We start from the raw sequence: 14093 nt of genomic DNA, 5'->3' as shown, positions 1-14093 counted from the left end.
TTGATCCTGCGAACACAGGAATATCGCCTCGCGAACAAGTTCGCTCCTACCGGAGGATCGGCGGATTAATCCACCTTCTCAAATTTCAAATCCCAAACCCCATGCCCCAAACGCTCACCACGGCGTTCGAACTTGGTGATCGGACGCTCCGCTGGTCGTGGCACGCATTTGCCGTCTTCGGCCTGGTTGCGATAGCCCGGCGCGATGTTCATCACTTCCAGCATGAATTCGGCATACGGTTCCCAGTCAGTGGCCATGTGCAGAACACCGCCGACCTTGAGCTTGCTGCGCACCAGTTCGGCAAATGCGGGCTGTACGATGCGGCGCTTGTGGTGGCGGCTCTTGTGCCATGGGTCCGGGAAGAACAGCATCAGACGGTCGAGGCTGTTATCGGCGATGCAACGGTTAAGCACTTCAATCGCGTCGCAATCGTAGACCCGTACGTTGGTCAGGCCCTGAGTCAGCACGCCGTTGAGCAGCGCGCCAACACCCGGATAGTGCACTTCAACACCGATGAAATCCTGATCCGGCGCAGCCGCTGCCATTTCCAGCAGTGAGTGGCCCATGCCGAAACCAATTTCCAGCGTGCGCGGCGCAGAGCGACCGAACACCTGATCGTAATCCACCGGTGCGTCGGTCAACGGCAGCACATACAGTGGACGACCTTGGTCCAGACCACGCTGCTGGCCTTCAGTCATGCGACCGGCGCGCATCACGAAACTCTTGATACGACGGTGCTGGCGCTCTTCGCCTTCTTCGGCAACAGGCAGCTCTGGGTTTGGAACGTCTGGATCAGTCATCAAAAAATCTCATCAAACAACGCGTACATCTGAGTTGGAATGCGTTTGTGGTAGGAGCTAACTCGTTAGCGAGGCGGCGTATCTGGCAAACCACCTCGCCAACACGTTGACTCCTACCAGTTGGTCATTTGTTACGGGGCGCCGCTACCGGATCAACCCATCCAGCGGCGAAGACGCGCTGGCGTAAAGTTTTCTGGGCATACGGCCGGCAAGGTAAGCCATTCGGCCAGCAATCACCGCGTGCTTCATGGCTGCGCCCATAAGGATCGGGTCCTGGGCATGAGCGATGGCCGAGTTCATCAGCACCGCTTCACAGCCCAGCTCCATGGCAATGGTAGCGTCGGATGCAGTGCCGACACCGGCATCCACCAGCACCGGCACTTTGGTTTCTTCCAGGATGATCTGCAGGTTGTAGGGGTTGCAGATCCCCAGGCCGCTGCCGATCAGGCCGGCCAACGGCATGATTGCGATGCAGCCGATTTCAGCCAGCTGACGCGCAATGATCGGATCATCACTGGTGTAAACCATCACGTCGAAGCCTTCCTTGACCAGCACTTCGGCGGCCTTGAGGGTTTCGATGACGTTAGGGAACAGGGTTTTCTGATCCGCCAGGACTTCCAGCTTGACCAGATTTTTGCCATCGAGCAGTTCACGCGCCAGGCGACAGGTGCGCACCGCCTCGATTGCGCCGAAGCAGCCTGCTGTGTTCGGCAGGATGGTGTAGCGATCCGGCGGCAGGACATCCAGCAGATTCGGCTCACCCGGGTTTTGGCCCAGGTTGGTACGGCGAACCGCGACAGTGACGATCTCGGCACCCGACGCTTCGATGGCCAGACGGGTCTGCTCCATATCCACATACTTGCCGGTACCCACCAGCAGGCGCGACTCGAAAGTCCGACCGGCCAGTACAAACGGCTTGTCGCTGCGAACATTGCTCATTGGAAATCCTCTTGGAAGTTGAGGTCTTGCAGTTGAATCAGAAAACGTCGAAGCCTAGCCGCCGCCAATCGCGTGGACGACTTCGACCTGATCGCCTTCGCTCAGGACCGTGGACTCATGCTGGCTGCGCGGCACGATATCCAGATTCAGCTCGACTGCGACTCGACGCCCGACAAGATCGAGGCGGGTCAGCAATGCCAGAACGGTCGCGCCGTCCGGCAATTCAAAGGGTTCACCGTTCAACTGAATGTGCATGCGCGGGAGCAGCCATCATTTTTGGGGCGAGCATTCTAGCCCGATCAGCGGGTATGACCAAGGTAAAGCGATGTGTGGGGCCTCACCCGGTAGGAGCGAACTTGTTCGCGAGGCGTCAGTACAGGCGATAGATGGACTTCGTCAACTAAACCGCCTCGCGAACAAGTTCGCTCCTACCGATCCGTGGTCTGACGAGAATCAAACCCCACCCAACCGCCAAGCGGTCAAGCCCAGCAACGCCCAGCCCACCAGAAACGCCAACCCGCCAAACGGGGTAATAATCCCCAGCTTGCTGATGCCGGTCAGGGTCAACATATATAAGCTGCCGGAAAACAGCACAATCCCCAGCGCAAACGAGAACCCCGCCCAGGTCATGAGCCTGCCCGGAAGCTGAGCGGCCAGCACCGCCACGCCCAGAATCGCCAATGCGTGGATCAGTTGATAAAGCACACCGGTATGGAAAATCGCCAGATACTCAGGGCTCAGGCGGCTCTTGAGGGCATGGGCAGCAAAGGCTCCCAGCGCTACGCCGGTAAAACCAAAGAACGCTGCCAACATTAAAAAGCTACGAACCATAACTAACTCCGTTCAAGAATCGTCCAAAGGCGCACGGTCTGTATAATGGCCCGCTCAACGGGTTCGGCCAAGCCATCTCTATGCTGCGTTCACTAGTAAGTCGTGTCATCAAAGCCCTGCTCTGGTTTGCAGCGGGCAGCGTGTTGCTGGTCCTGATCTTCCGCTTCGTGCCGCCACCGGGCACAGCGCTGATGGTTGAGCGCAAGATTGAATCGTGGGTCGACGGCAAGCCGATTGATCTGCAGCGCACCTGGCAGCCATGGGACAAGATTTCCAATGACCTGAAGGTCGCGGTTATCGCGGGCGAAGATCAGAAGTTCGCTGAGCATTGGGGTTTTGATGTTGAAGCCATTCAGGCAGCCATTGCCCACAACGAGATGGGTGGTTCGATTCGCGGTGCCAGCACCCTGAGCCAGCAAGTCTCCAAGAACCTGTTCCTGTGGTCGGGTCGCAGCTATCTGCGCAAAGGCCTTGAGGCGTGGTTTACCGGACTGATTGAAATCCTCTGGTCCAAACAGCGGATCCTTGAGGTGTATCTGAACAGCGTCGAGTGGGATGACGGTGTGTTCGGCGCGCAGGCGGCGGCGCAGCATCACTTCGGCGTGAATGCCAGTGCGCTTTCGGTGCAGCAGGCCAGTTATCTGGCAGCCGTACTGCCCAACCCCCGAGAATGGAGCGCCAGCCGTCCGACCAGTTACGTCGCAGGCCGCGCCAGCTGGATCCGTCGGCAGATGCAGCAATTGGGTGGGGACGATTACCTGCTCGGCTTGAATAACAGCCGCAAGTTTTAGCGGGCCGACTCGAACCGGTAGGAGCGAACTTGTTCGCGAACGGCTGCGCAGCAGTCGTATCCAGCGACCCGATTCCAGCACATGCACTGAGGCGCGGCCGTTGCTGCCGCTTCGCGCCAGATCGCGAACAAGTTCGCTCCTACCGAGGCCGTCAAGAAGCCGGGATGTTATCCATCTGTGGGGCGCCCCAGATTCTGTAGGAGCGAACTTGTTCGCGAACGGCTGCGCAGCAGTCGTATCCAGCGACCCGATTCCAGCACATGCACCGAGGCGCAGCCATTGCTGCCGCTTCGCGCCAGATCGCGAACAAGTTCGCTCCTACCGAGGGCGCGAACTGATCCCGATTAAAACGCTGGCACCACATCCCCGTGGTATTTCTCCAGGATGAACGCCTTCACTTCAGGTGAATTCAGCGCGGCACCCAGCTTTTTCACAGCAGGCAGATCTGCCTTGTCACGGCGTACGTACAGGTAGTTGGCGTACGGCGATTCAGAGCTTTCAATGAACAGCGCATCTTTATGCGGTTCAAGCTTCGCTTCCAGCGCGTAATTGGCGTTGATCAGTGCGAGATCAACCTGGCTAAGGGCGCGAGGCAGCATCGCCGCTTCCAGCTCTTTGAACTTCAGGTTTTTCGGGTTACTGGTGATGTCCTGACGGGTCGCCATGATGTTGCTTGGGTCTTTCAGGGTGATCAGGCCTTGCTTGGCGATCAGCAACAGCGCACGTCCGGAGTTGGTCGGGTCGTTGGGGATAGCGATGGTTGCGCCATCCTTAAGCTCTGCAATGGATTTGATCTTCTTCGAGTACGCACCGAACGGTTCGATGTGTACCGCAACCACCGGCACTTGATCGCTGCCCGGATGACTCTTCTTGTAGGCGTCGTAATACGGCTTGCTCTGAAAGTAGTTGGCATCCAGTAAACCTTCATCCACCTGACGATCCGGCTGCACGTAGTCCGAAAACACTTTCACATCCAGGGTCACGCCTTCCTTGGCCAGGGTTGGCTTGAGGAATTCGAGAATTTCCGCATGGGGCACAGGCACCACTGCGATTTTCAGGGTGTCGGCATAAGCAGAACCTACAGCGGCGACCAATAGCGCCAGGGACAGAGCAACACGTTTCACGATACTTCACCTTTCAGAGTGGGCAGATAAATACAGAAATCGGGCGTTTCAACGCTGATCGTCGAAACGCTTCAAGGAAAAGGCCGACAGGTCCACATCGCTCTTGCCGTTGATGCACCACTGCGCGAGTGCTTCGCCCAGCCCGGCGGAATGCTTGAAGCCATGGCCCGAGCAGGCGGAAACAACCAGCACGTTTTTCATGGCCGGGTGTTCGTCGATGATGAAGTTGTAATCGGGCGTGACGGTGTAGGCACACACTGAGGATTTGACGACCCGCGAGGTCACGCCAGCGATCTTGCCGCGAACCTGAGCGTCGAACATGTCCTGCTCTTCTGCGGCGCTGATGGTCCTGTCCAGAGAGCCTGCCGAAGAAGCGTCACGATACTGCTCGGTGGCGACTTTCATGCTGCCCTCACCCGGCAGTGGCGGGAAACCGTAGTTGACGTCTACATCACCAGGCCCGTGAGTCAGGATGAAGCTCGGCGATACTGGCGCGAATGTGGCGTCTTCTTCCAACTCGAACCAGAACAGCTTCTGACGACAGACCCGCAACAGCTGGTTGAAAGGCGCACCCAGTAAGTCCGCCGACCACATGCCCGCGCTGACAACGACTTTATTAGCCTGGATTGCGCGTTTATCGGTGGTGACCGTGACGCCCTGCTCGGTCGAACTGATGCCGGTGACGGTTTCACCGGTCAGCAACCTTGCACCATGCTGTCGTGCCAGCTTTAGCTGCACATCGATGCAGCGCTCCGGCCGCACATAGCCGCCGTCCGGCTCGAAATAGCCAATCGCAGTGTCCAGCACGGGGGAAAATTGCGGAAAGCGTTGGCGAATTTCCCCGGCATTTAGCACTTCGTGGTCAATGCCGTAGGTCTTGGCCAGGTGAATGGTGCGATGGGTGAAATCGTTTTCGTCTTGAGGGTCATACGCAGGACTGGACGTCATCACCAAAACGCCACACTGCTCAAACAACGACTCCCCTGTCAGCGCCTCAAGTTCGCGCCAGATTCGGTGAGAGTTGTGGACGATCGGCACATATTCTGCGCCTTCACCCACGGCCAGACGGGTGATACGGGTGTCACCGTGGCTGGAGCCTTCGGTGTGGGGAGGATTGAAGCGGTCAACGCCGATTACATCAATCCCGGCTTTAGCCAGCTGATACGCCGTCGCAGCGCCCATCGCGCCAAGGCCCAACACCGCTACTTCACAACGCTCGCCCATCGATTCATTCGTCCAAAAAGCGGACATTTGAGTATTTATGCTTATGCAAGGCAACGATCAAAAAGCCATAAGCTTATGCCGGAAAAAGCACACTCCTACCTGCGTAAATCAGATAGCGAGTGGTGTTTTACAAGAGGTGCCCAATGTCTCTGAGACCACACTATTGCGAGCAAACGGGTGACCTGTAGGAGCCGAGCTTGCTCGCGATGCAGGCGCTGCTGTCTCTCAGGTCCATCGCGTCATCGTTCATCGCGAGCAAGCTCGGCTCCTACAGAAGATCATCGGTCGCTACAAAACAAAAACGCCCCGACCGATTTCCCGGTCAGGGCGTTTATCTGTCGATGAGCCGGTATTACGCGGCTATCGACAACTTGAGCTTGTTCATCGCGCTCTTTTCAAGCTGACGAATACGCTCGGCGGAGACGTTGTACTTCTGCGCCAGGTCATGCAGCGTGGCTTTTTCTTCCGCCAGCCAGCGCTGGTAGAGGATGTCACGGCTGCGGTCGTCCAGCACTTCCAGCGCCTGATGCAGATTGGCAGTGGAGTTGTCAGTCCAATCGGAATCTTCCAACTGACGTGCCGGATCATAACGATGGTCTTCCAAGTAGTTCGCTGGCGACTGGAACGCGCTGTCGTCGTCGGCTTCAGCAGCCGGATCGAACGCCATGTCGTGACCGGTCAGGCGACTTTCCATCTCGCGCACTTCACGCGGCTCAACGCCTAGGCTTTCAGCCACGCGATGAACTTCTTCATTGTTCAGCCACGCCAGACGTTTCTTCTGTCCGCGCAGGTTGAAGAACAGCTTGCGCTGGGCCTTGGTGGTCGCGACTTTCACGATGCGCCAGTTACGCAGGATGAACTCGTGAATTTCCGCCTTGATCCAGTGAACAGCGAACGAAACCAGACGCACACCCATCTCCGGGTTGAAGCGTTTAACGGCCTTCATCAGGCCAACGTTACCTTCCTGAATCAGATCTGATTGAGCCAGGCCGTAACCGGAATAACTGCGTGCGATGTGCACAACAAAACGCAGGTGGGCGAGGACCATCTGCCGAGCCGCCCCCAGATCCTGCTCATAATAGAGACTCTCAGCCAGTTCACGCTCCTGCTCAGGGGTCAGCAAAGGAATGCTGTTCACCGTGTGCACATAGGCTTCCAGGTTCGCACCCGGGACTAAGGCATACGCAGGTTGCAAAGAAGTGGTCATACGAAATGTTACCTCCGTCACATGACTCGTGCAGTTCAGCACTGCGAAATTGACTCGGGAACCGCTATACAAGTTCCCTGTATGAAAAAGTCAATACATGAAGAAAAATTTACCGAGGTGCCAGCTCTCTCAAATGGCGTGCTACTGCAATCCAGGCACCGATATACCCTAACAACACCGCTCCAAGCAAGAGTGATAGACCATCGGACGCCGGAACGCCAGCCAGAGAAAAATCACTTCCATACAATCCGGCAAGGCCAATGACGGCATCGTTGAGCCAGTCGAGCCCGAAAGCCAGCACGCCCCAGGACAGAAATCCTGCCCCGAGGCCATACAATGCGCCCATATAAAGGAAGGGACGCCGTACATAACTATCGGTGCCGCCTACCAGTTTAATGACTTCGATCTCGGTGCGACGGTTCTCGATGTGCAGACGAATGGTGTTACCAATGACCAGCAGCAATGCCGCGACCAGTAGCACAGTCAGCCCGAATACAAAGCGGTCACCCAACTTGAGAATCGCTGCCAGGCGCTCAACCCAGACCAGATCTAGTTGCGCCTGTTCAACGTTGGGCATGCCTGCCAGCTGAGTACGCAAGGCCTCTAGCGCAGGCTTGTCCACCTCATCAGGCGTGACCAGCACAACGCCCGGCAACGGGTTTTCCGGCAATTCCTTGAGCGCTTCGCCCAGGCCTGACTGCTGCTGGAACTCGGTCAACGCCTGTTCCCGACTGATGTATTCAGCTTCGGCTACGCCTGGCATCAGACGAATTTCGTTACGTAATTTTTCGCCCTGGCTCGCACTGGTATCCAGCTTCAGGTAAATCGAAATCTGCGCAGCGCGCTGCCAGGAACCGCCTAACCGCTCGACATTGTTGAGCAACAACGACAAGCCCATGGGCAGACTCAGTGCAATCGCCATCACCAGACAGGTGAAGAAGCTGCCGATTGGCTGCTTACCCAGGCGCCGCAAGCTGTCGATCAAGCTTGAGCGATGCGCTTCCAGCCAAGCGTTGAACAGCGTACCGAAATCCGGGCCGTCATCGTCATGGCTGTTTTTTGACTTTTTCGGAGCAGGATCAGCGGCTTTCGGCGAGACGCGCTCGGAAACCTTCGGGGAACGTGTAGCACTCATACCCCAGCCTCCCCGTCACCGATGAGGCGACCGCGTTGCAGCGTGAGCATTCGGTGACGCATACGCGCAATCAGCGCCAGATCGTGACTGGCAATCAGCACGCTGGTGCCGAGACGATTGATGTCTTCGAACACACCCATGATTTCCGCTGCGAGCCGTGGATCGAGGTTACCGGTGGGTTCATCCGCCAGCAGCAAAGCAGGGCGATGGACGATGGCGCGAGCGATGCCGACCCGTTGTTGCTGGCCGGTAGACAGATCGCCGGGGTACAGCTCGGCTTTGTCTGAAAGAGCCACACGCTCCAAGGCGGAGTCGACACGCTTGGTGACTTCCAGCTTGGACAACCCAAGAATTTGCAGCGGCAAAGCGACGTTGTTGAACACCGTGCGATCAAACAGCAATTGGTGATTCTGGAACACGACGCCTATCTGCCGACGCAGGAACGGAATCTGTGCATTGCTGATCTGACCGAGGTCCTGCCCCGCCAGCAGCAGTTTGCCGGTGGTCGGGCGCTCCATGGCCAGCAGCAGGCGCAGCAAAGTGCTTTTGCCCGCGCCGGAGTGCCCGGTCACGAACAGAAATTCGCCACGACGCACTCGAAAGCTCAGCTCATGCAAGCCGACGTGTCCGTTCGGATAGCGTTTACCGACCTGTTCGAAACGAATCATGTGCGCTCGCGCTCCGCAAACAGGGCCTGAACAAACGGCTCGGCTTCAAAGGTACGTAGATCATCGATGCCTTCACCCACGCCGATGTAGCGAATGGGTAGATCAAACTGTTTGGCGAGGGCAAAGATCACACCGCCCTTAGCCGTACCGTCCAGCTTGGTCAGTGCCAGGCCGGTCAACGAGACAGCCTGGTGGAAATGCTTGGCCTGACTGATAGCGTTCTGTCCGGTACCCGCGTCCAACACCAGCAGAACCTCGTGAGGTGCGTCTGCGTCAAGCTTGCCGATCACCCGGCGCACCTTCTTCAACTCTTCCATCAGGTTATCTTTGGTTTGCAGACGACCGGCGGTGTCGGCGATCAACACGTCGATACCGCGCGCCTTGGCGGCCTGCACGGCGTCGAAGATCACCGAGGCGGAGTCGGCACCGGTGTGCTGGGCGATGACCGGAATCTTGTTGCGCTCACCCCAGACCTGCAATTGCTCGACGGCAGCGGCACGGAAGGTATCACCGGCAGCCAGCATGACTTTCTTGCCTTCCAGTTGCAGCTTCTTCGCCAGCTTGCCAATCGTCGTGGTTTTGCCTGCGCCGTTGACGCCGACGACCAGAATCACGAACGGCTTTTGCGCAGCGTTGATGACCAGCGGCTGCTCAACCGGTTTGAGCATTGCCGCCAGCTCATCCTGCAGAGAGGCATACAACGCCTGGGCATCGGTGAGCTGCTTGCGGGCTACTTTCTGGGTCAGGCTGCGGATGATGACACCCGTTGCCTCGACGCCAACGTCGGCAGTCAGCAGGCGGGTTTCGATTTCTTCCAGCAGGTCATCGTCGATAGCCTTCTTGCCCAGGAACAGGCTGGCCATACCTTCGCCAATGCTGGCGCTGGTCTTGGACAAACCTTGTTTGAGGCGAGCAAAGAAACCGGCTTTGGTGGCTTCAGGCTGGGCTGCAGCGGGGGCCGCCGGAGTTTCGATGATGGGTGCAACAGCGGCAGCAGCGGCAGGCGCCATGGCAGCAACCACGGGAGGAACAACCGGCTCAGGTTGCGGCTCAGGTTCTACCGCAACTGGCTCTGGCTCTGGCTCTGGCTCTGGCTCTGGCTCTGGAATGATGGTCGATTCTGGCTCGGCAATCGGCACGTCAATACGAGGCGATTCTGGCTGAGGCTCAACCGGAGCAGCAACAGGCGCAATCGGCGGCGTGACGTGCAGCTCGTATTCATTGACCAGCGCGACAGGCTCTTCGGCGACCGGCAAGGTCAGCCAAGGCTCAGGCGTCGGCTCGCCCGGCTGACCAGGTTCAGCAGCGGTGTCCTGCGCTGACTCGGGCGTCAATACCGGAGCAGGCTGCGGCTCAGCCGCCAGCGGAGTCGATTCAATGACCGGCTCGGGCGCTGCTGTGGATAAGTCTTGAGGCTGTTCGGCAGTGGTTTCCTGCGGCTTTTTGCGCAGCCATCCGAACAGGCCTTTCTTCTCACCAGCCGGGGCTGGGGTCTTCTTGTCGTCGTTGGAACCAAACATGGAGGACGGCTATCTCAAGGTAGCGACGCGCCAGAGCGGCGCCTCTGAAAAATTCTGGTATGCGAAACAGACTACATTTCAGTCTGCTTGTTCATCTGCTGGCCGAGCATAATCCGCGCATTACTGTAGGTGCGAGCGGCTTGCCACCATCGCTCGTATGACCGGCTTTAGCCGGGAGGGCGGCATGTGGGCCGATCAAGATGCCTTGAATGTGCCATCCCCCTCCCGGCTAAAGCCGGTCCTACGGTTGCTGCGCAATGCGTTCCTGCATCTTTGTCATGGTCGCAGAGCAAACAGGCCGCTATCCTAACACCCCCGCGCCCGTGGACGCTAAGTTCAAACGGGCCGTCTTACAGGTTCAAATTACGAATGAATGCTCTAGCCCGCCGTGCCGCAGGCCTGCTGTTCGGCACAATTTGTCTGCCATTCGGCGCAATGGCCGCCGATCCGCAACCTACCCATGAATTCACCCTCGCCAATGGCCTCAAGGTCATCGTCCGCGAAGATCACCGCGCGCCGGTTGTGGTGTCGCAGGTCTGGTACAAAGTGGGCTCCAGTTACGAGACCCCAGGCCAGACCGGACTGTCCCACGCCCTTGAACACATGATGTTCAAAGGCAGCTCGAAAACCGGCCCCGGCGAAGCCTCGCTGATCCTGCGGGATCTGGGCGCTGAAGAAAACGCGTTCACCAGTGACGACTACACCGCCTACTACCAGGTATTGGCGCGTGATCGCCTGGCGGTGGCGTTCGAGCTGGAAGCCGATCGCATGGCCAGCCTGACGCTGCCTGCCGACGAGTTCAGCCGCGAGATCGAAGTAATCAAGGAAGAACGCCGTCTGCGCACCGACGACAAACCGACGTCCAAAGCCTACGAGCGCTTCAAGGCCATGGCTTACCCGGCCAGCGGTTATCACACGCCAACCATTGGCTGGATGGCTGACCTTGACCGCATGAAGGTCGAGGAACTGCGCCACTGGTATCAGTCCTGGTACGTACCCAACAACGCCACACTGGTTGTAGTGGGAGACGTCAAGCCCGACGAAGTCAAAGCCCTGGCTGAACGCTTCTTCGGCCCGATTGCGCGCCGTGACGTACCGCCGTCGAAAAAACCACTGGAGCTGGCTGAACCTGGCGAGCGTCGCATCACCCTGCACGTACAGACTCAACTGCCAAGCCTGATGTACGGCTTTAACGTTCCAAGTCTGGCCACTGCCGAAGACCCACGTTCGGTCAACGCCCTGCGCCTGATCGCGGCCTTGCTGGATGGCGGCTACAGCGCGCGCATCCCGACGCGCCTGGAACGTGGCGAAGAGCTGGTTTCCGGTGCAGGCTCGAACTACGACGCTTTTGCCCGCGGCGACAGCCTGTTCATGATCAGCGCCACGCCCAACACCCAGAAGAAGAAAACCCTGGCTGACGTTGAAGCCGGTATCTGGCGTTTGCTCGACGAGCTGAAAACCAAACCGCCAACCAACGAAGAGTTGGAGCGAGTACGTGCTCAGGTGATCGCGAGTCTGGTCTACGAGCGCGACTCGATCACCAGTCAGGCCAGCACCATCGGCGAACTGGAAACCGTCGGCCTGTCGTGGAAGTTGATCGATGAGGAACTGGCCGCGCTGCAAAGCGTGACTCCGGCTGACATCCAGAAAGCCGCCAGCACCTATTTCACCCGTGAGCGCCTCAGCGTTGCGCACGTTCTGCCTGAGGAGAAAGCAAAATGAGTGAGCGCAACGGCCCACGTAAGATGCTGTTTGGCCTGCTGTTGACCACCAGCCTCGGAGTTTTCGCGACCCAATCGGCACTGGCTGAAGAAGCCGCCGGCAATGCCACACCCGCCCGCCCTGCTCTGGAGTCCTTGAAAGAACTCGACGGCAAGGCTCCGGCGCGTCGCACGCTGGATATTCAGACCTGGCAAACCGCGGAAGGCGCCAAAGTTCTGTTCGTCGAAGCTCACGAGTTGCCTATGTTTGATATGCGCCTGACTTTCGCAGCAGGCAGCAGTCAGGATCAGAACCTGCCGGGCGTCGCTGTGCTGACCAACGCCATGCTCAACGAAGGCGTGAAAGGTAAGGACGTGACCGCCATCGCCCAGGGCTTCGAAGGCCTCGGCGCGGACTTCAGCAACGGTGCCTATCGCGACATGGCAGTGGCTTCGATTCGCAGCCTGAGCGCGGCAGACAAGCGTGAGCCTGCATTGAAACTGTTCTCCGAAGTAGTGGGCAAACCGACCTTCCCTGCCGACTCACTGACGCGCATCAAGAACCAGTTGCTGGCCAGCTTCGAATACAAGAAGCAGAACCCGGGTTCGCTGGCAGGCGAAGAGCTGTTCAAGCGTCTGTACGGCAATCATCCTTACGGTCATCCGAGCGAAGGCACTGCCGAGTCCATCAAACCGATCACCCTCGCGCAGCTCAAAGCGTTTCACGCCAAGGCTTATGCAGCTGGCAACGTGGTAATTGCGCTGGTGGGCGATCTGTCCCGCGACGAAGCTCAGGCGATCGCTGCGCAAGTCTCGGCATCGCTGCCTAAAGGCCCGGCACTGGCCAAGTTGCCAACCCCTGCCGAACCCAAGGCTGGCGAAACGCACATCGAGTTTCCTTCCAAGCAGACTCACCTGATGCTGGCGCAATTGGGCATCAAGCGTAACGATCCTGACTACGCGGCGCTGTCGTTGGGCAATTCGGTACTCGGAGGCGGTGGCTTCGGCAGCCGTTTGATGACTGAAGTCCGTGAAAAGCGCGGCCTGACTTACGGTGTGTCATCGGGCTTCACGCCAATGCAGACCCAAGGTCCGTTCATGATCGGCCTGCAGACCCGTGCCGAACTGAGCGAAAACACCCTGAAGCTGGTGCAGGACATCGTCCGCGACTTTCTTGCCAACGGCCCCACCCAAAAAGAACTGGACGACGCCAAGCGCGAACTGGCCGGCAGCTTCCCGCTGACTGCGGCGAGCAACTCGTCCATCGTTGCGCAACTGGGCGCTATCGGCTTCTACGACTTGCCGCTGACGTTCCTCGAAGACTTCATGACCCAGTCGCAAAGCGTGACCGTGGAGCAAGTCAAAGAGGTAATGAACAAGCACTTGAGCGCTGACAAGATGGTCATCGTCACCGCCGGGCCGACCGTAGCGCAGAAGCCGCTGCCGCCGCCCACCGACAAACCTGCTGAACGCCCTCTTGGGGTCCCGGAGCATTAATGGCCAATCCACGCCCGAAGGGCCATAACGGCCTGGGTCAACTGCGCATCATTGGTGGCGAATGGGGCAGTCGCAAGCTGACCTTCCCCGACGCCCCCGGTCTGCGCCCGACGCCGGATCGTGTCCGCGAAACGCTGTTCAACTGGCTGGCGATGGACATCGCTGGCGCCAAGGTGCTGGATGTCTTCACCGGCAGCGGCGCGCTGTTTTTCGAAGCGCTGTCCCGTGGCGCCAGCAAGGGCCTGGCACTGGACAACAGTGCCGCAGCCATCGCGAGCCTGCGCCAGAACCTGAGCATGCTGAACTGCACCACTGGCCAGGTCACACAGGCCGACTCGCTGCGCCATCTGGAAACCCAGACCGCCGAGCCATTCGACGTGGTGTTCCTCGACCCGCCGTTCCACCAGAATCTGCTGGCCTCGGCCTGCGCGCTGCTGGAATCCCACGGCTGGCTGGCGGACAACGCCTGGATCTACACCGAAAGCGAAACCCCGCCATCGACCACCGGTTTGCCGGGTAGCTGGCGTCTGCACCGGGAGAAGAAAGCCGGGCAGGTGTATTACGCGCTTTGGCAGCGTGGGTGAATCTGATCCAACGCCGGTAAGGCTTCGCCTGGGCGGGATTCAATATTTGCTCGCCATCTGATGTTAACGACGT

Annotated in this window: 14 protein-coding genes; 4 read left to right on the top strand and 10 right to left on the bottom strand. The window is 58.6% G+C overall.

What is annotated here, in order from left to right; translation table 11 throughout:
- Positions 1 to 65: 65 nt before the first annotated feature.
- The 4 genes from trmB to H8S59_RS11210 all read right to left on the bottom strand — a co-directional run bounded on the left by trmB (position 66) and on the right by H8S59_RS11210 (position 2570).
- On the bottom strand, positions 66 to 713 hold the full coding sequence (gene trmB, locus H8S59_RS11225; protein ID WP_214658295.1) for a tRNA (guanosine(46)-N7)-methyltransferase TrmB: 648 nt from the start codon (positions 711 to 713) through the stop codon (positions 66 to 68).
- A 231-nt stretch (positions 714 to 944) separates the two neighbouring features.
- Positions 945 to 1739, bottom strand: coding sequence for a thiazole synthase (locus tag H8S59_RS11220; RefSeq protein WP_187521445.1), 795 nt, complete (start codon positions 1737 to 1739; stop codon positions 945 to 947).
- A gap of 54 nt (positions 1740 to 1793) precedes the next feature.
- Positions 1794 to 1994, bottom strand: coding sequence for a sulfur carrier protein ThiS (gene thiS, locus H8S59_RS11215; RefSeq protein ID WP_187521444.1), 201 nt, complete (start codon positions 1992 to 1994; stop codon positions 1794 to 1796).
- A 198-nt stretch (positions 1995 to 2192) separates the two neighbouring features.
- Positions 2193 to 2570 (bottom strand): DUF423 domain-containing protein, encoded by a 378-nt coding sequence (locus tag H8S59_RS11210; RefSeq protein ID WP_187521443.1) that lies wholly within the window; start codon positions 2568 to 2570, stop codon positions 2193 to 2195.
- An 80-nt stretch (positions 2571 to 2650) separates the two neighbouring features.
- Between H8S59_RS11210 and mtgA the strand changes: the two genes are divergently transcribed.
- Positions 2651 to 3361, top strand: a complete 711-nt coding sequence (gene mtgA / locus H8S59_RS11205) for a monofunctional biosynthetic peptidoglycan transglycosylase (protein WP_095101030.1) — start codon at positions 2651 to 2653, stop codon at positions 3359 to 3361.
- Positions 3362 to 3705: 344 nt separating this feature from the next.
- Here the strand turns inward: mtgA and H8S59_RS11200 are convergent, their stop codons facing one another.
- The 6 genes from H8S59_RS11200 to ftsY form a co-directional block, all read right to left on the bottom strand.
- Positions 3706 to 4485 (bottom strand): MetQ/NlpA family ABC transporter substrate-binding protein, encoded by a 780-nt coding sequence (locus tag H8S59_RS11200; protein ID WP_095101028.1) that lies wholly within the window; start codon positions 4483 to 4485, stop codon positions 3706 to 3708.
- A gap of 48 nt (positions 4486 to 4533) precedes the next feature.
- Positions 4534 to 5709 carry an N-methyl-L-tryptophan oxidase gene (solA, locus tag H8S59_RS11195; protein WP_187521442.1) on the bottom strand — a complete coding sequence of 392 codons (1176 nt, stop codon included), beginning with the start codon at positions 5707 to 5709 and terminating at the stop codon, positions 4534 to 4536.
- Positions 5710 to 6061: 352 nt separating this feature from the next.
- Positions 6062 to 6916 carry an RNA polymerase sigma factor RpoH gene (gene rpoH / locus H8S59_RS11190; RefSeq protein WP_027899700.1) on the bottom strand — a complete coding sequence of 285 codons (855 nt, stop codon included), beginning with the start codon at positions 6914 to 6916 and terminating at the stop codon, positions 6062 to 6064.
- A 109-nt stretch (positions 6917 to 7025) separates the two neighbouring features.
- The gene (ftsX, locus tag H8S59_RS11185; RefSeq protein WP_187521441.1) at positions 7026 to 8051 is read right to left on the bottom strand and encodes a permease-like cell division protein FtsX; all 1026 of its coding nucleotides are present in this window, start codon (positions 8049 to 8051) and stop codon (positions 7026 to 7028) included.
- Positions 8048 to 8719, bottom strand: coding sequence for a cell division ATP-binding protein FtsE (gene ftsE, locus H8S59_RS11180; protein ID WP_027899698.1), 672 nt, complete (start codon positions 8717 to 8719; stop codon positions 8048 to 8050). Before ftsE ends, ftsX begins: the two co-directional genes overlap by 4 nt.
- Positions 8716 to 10239, bottom strand: coding sequence for a signal recognition particle-docking protein FtsY (ftsY, locus tag H8S59_RS11175; RefSeq protein WP_187521440.1), 1524 nt, complete (start codon positions 10237 to 10239; stop codon positions 8716 to 8718). The genes ftsE and ftsY overlap by 4 nt, the downstream gene beginning before the upstream one ends.
- Positions 10240 to 10608: 369 nt before the next feature.
- Here ftsY and H8S59_RS11170 point away from each other — a divergent pair, with 369 nt between their 5' ends.
- The 3 genes from H8S59_RS11170 to rsmD are packed head-to-tail and all read left to right on the top strand — an operon-like array spanning position 10609 to position 14020.
- The gene (locus H8S59_RS11170; RefSeq protein ID WP_087268492.1) at positions 10609 to 11961 is read left to right on the top strand and encodes a M16 family metallopeptidase; all 1353 of its coding nucleotides are present in this window, start codon (positions 10609 to 10611) and stop codon (positions 11959 to 11961) included.
- Complete coding sequence (locus tag H8S59_RS11165) at positions 11958 to 13436, top strand: M16 family metallopeptidase (RefSeq protein WP_187521439.1); 1479 nt, start codon at positions 11958 to 11960, stop codon at positions 13434 to 13436. Before H8S59_RS11170 ends, H8S59_RS11165 begins: the two co-directional genes overlap by 4 nt.
- Positions 13436 to 14020 (top strand): 16S rRNA (guanine(966)-N(2))-methyltransferase RsmD, encoded by a 585-nt coding sequence (gene rsmD, locus H8S59_RS11160; protein ID WP_087268486.1) that lies wholly within the window; start codon positions 13436 to 13438, stop codon positions 14018 to 14020. The genes H8S59_RS11165 and rsmD overlap by 1 nt, the downstream gene beginning before the upstream one ends.
- Positions 14021 to 14093 lie beyond the last annotated feature (73 nt).

This window comes from Pseudomonas folii (assembly GCF_014357575.1).
GTDB classification, from domain to species: Bacteria; Pseudomonadota; Gammaproteobacteria; order Pseudomonadales; family Pseudomonadaceae; genus Aquipseudomonas; species Aquipseudomonas folii.
Note: the sequence above shows the minus strand (reverse complement) of the source record. Positions and strands in the feature narration are given on the sequence as shown.

Excerpts from the sequence above, each read along its gene's own strand:
- trmB (WP_214658295.1), bottom strand. The coding sequence starts at position 713 with ATGCGCGCCGGTCGCATGACTGAAGGCCAGCAGCGTGGTCTGGACCAA.
- H8S59_RS11220 (WP_187521445.1), bottom strand. The coding sequence starts at position 1,739 with ATGAGCAATGTTCGCAGCGACAAGCCGTTTGTACTGGCCGGTCGGACT.
- thiS (WP_187521444.1), bottom strand. The coding sequence starts at position 1,994 with ATGCACATTCAGTTGAACGGTGAACCCTTTGAATTGCCGGACGGCGCG.
- H8S59_RS11210 (WP_187521443.1), bottom strand. The coding sequence starts at position 2,570 with ATGGTTCGTAGCTTTTTAATGTTGGCAGCGTTCTTTGGTTTTACCGGC.
- mtgA (WP_095101030.1), top strand. The coding sequence starts at position 2,651 with ATGCTGCGTTCACTAGTAAGTCGTGTCATCAAAGCCCTGCTCTGGTTT.
- solA (WP_187521442.1), bottom strand. The coding sequence starts at position 5,709 with ATGGGCGAGCGTTGTGAAGTAGCGGTGTTGGGCCTTGGCGCGATGGGC.
- rpoH (WP_027899700.1), bottom strand. The coding sequence starts at position 6,916 with ATGACCACTTCTTTGCAACCTGCGTATGCCTTAGTCCCGGGTGCGAAC.
- ftsX (WP_187521441.1), bottom strand. The coding sequence starts at position 8,051 with ATGAGTGCTACACGTTCCCCGAAGGTTTCCGAGCGCGTCTCGCCGAAA.
- ftsE (WP_027899698.1), bottom strand. The coding sequence starts at position 8,719 with ATGATTCGTTTCGAACAGGTCGGTAAACGCTATCCGAACGGACACGTC.
- ftsY (WP_187521440.1), bottom strand. The coding sequence starts at position 10,239 with ATGTTTGGTTCCAACGACGACAAGAAGACCCCAGCCCCGGCTGGTGAG.
- H8S59_RS11170 (WP_087268492.1), top strand. The coding sequence starts at position 10,609 with ATGAATGCTCTAGCCCGCCGTGCCGCAGGCCTGCTGTTCGGCACAATT.
- H8S59_RS11165 (WP_187521439.1), top strand. The coding sequence starts at position 11,958 with ATGAGTGAGCGCAACGGCCCACGTAAGATGCTGTTTGGCCTGCTGTTG.
- rsmD (WP_087268486.1), top strand. The coding sequence starts at position 13,436 with ATGGCCAATCCACGCCCGAAGGGCCATAACGGCCTGGGTCAACTGCGC.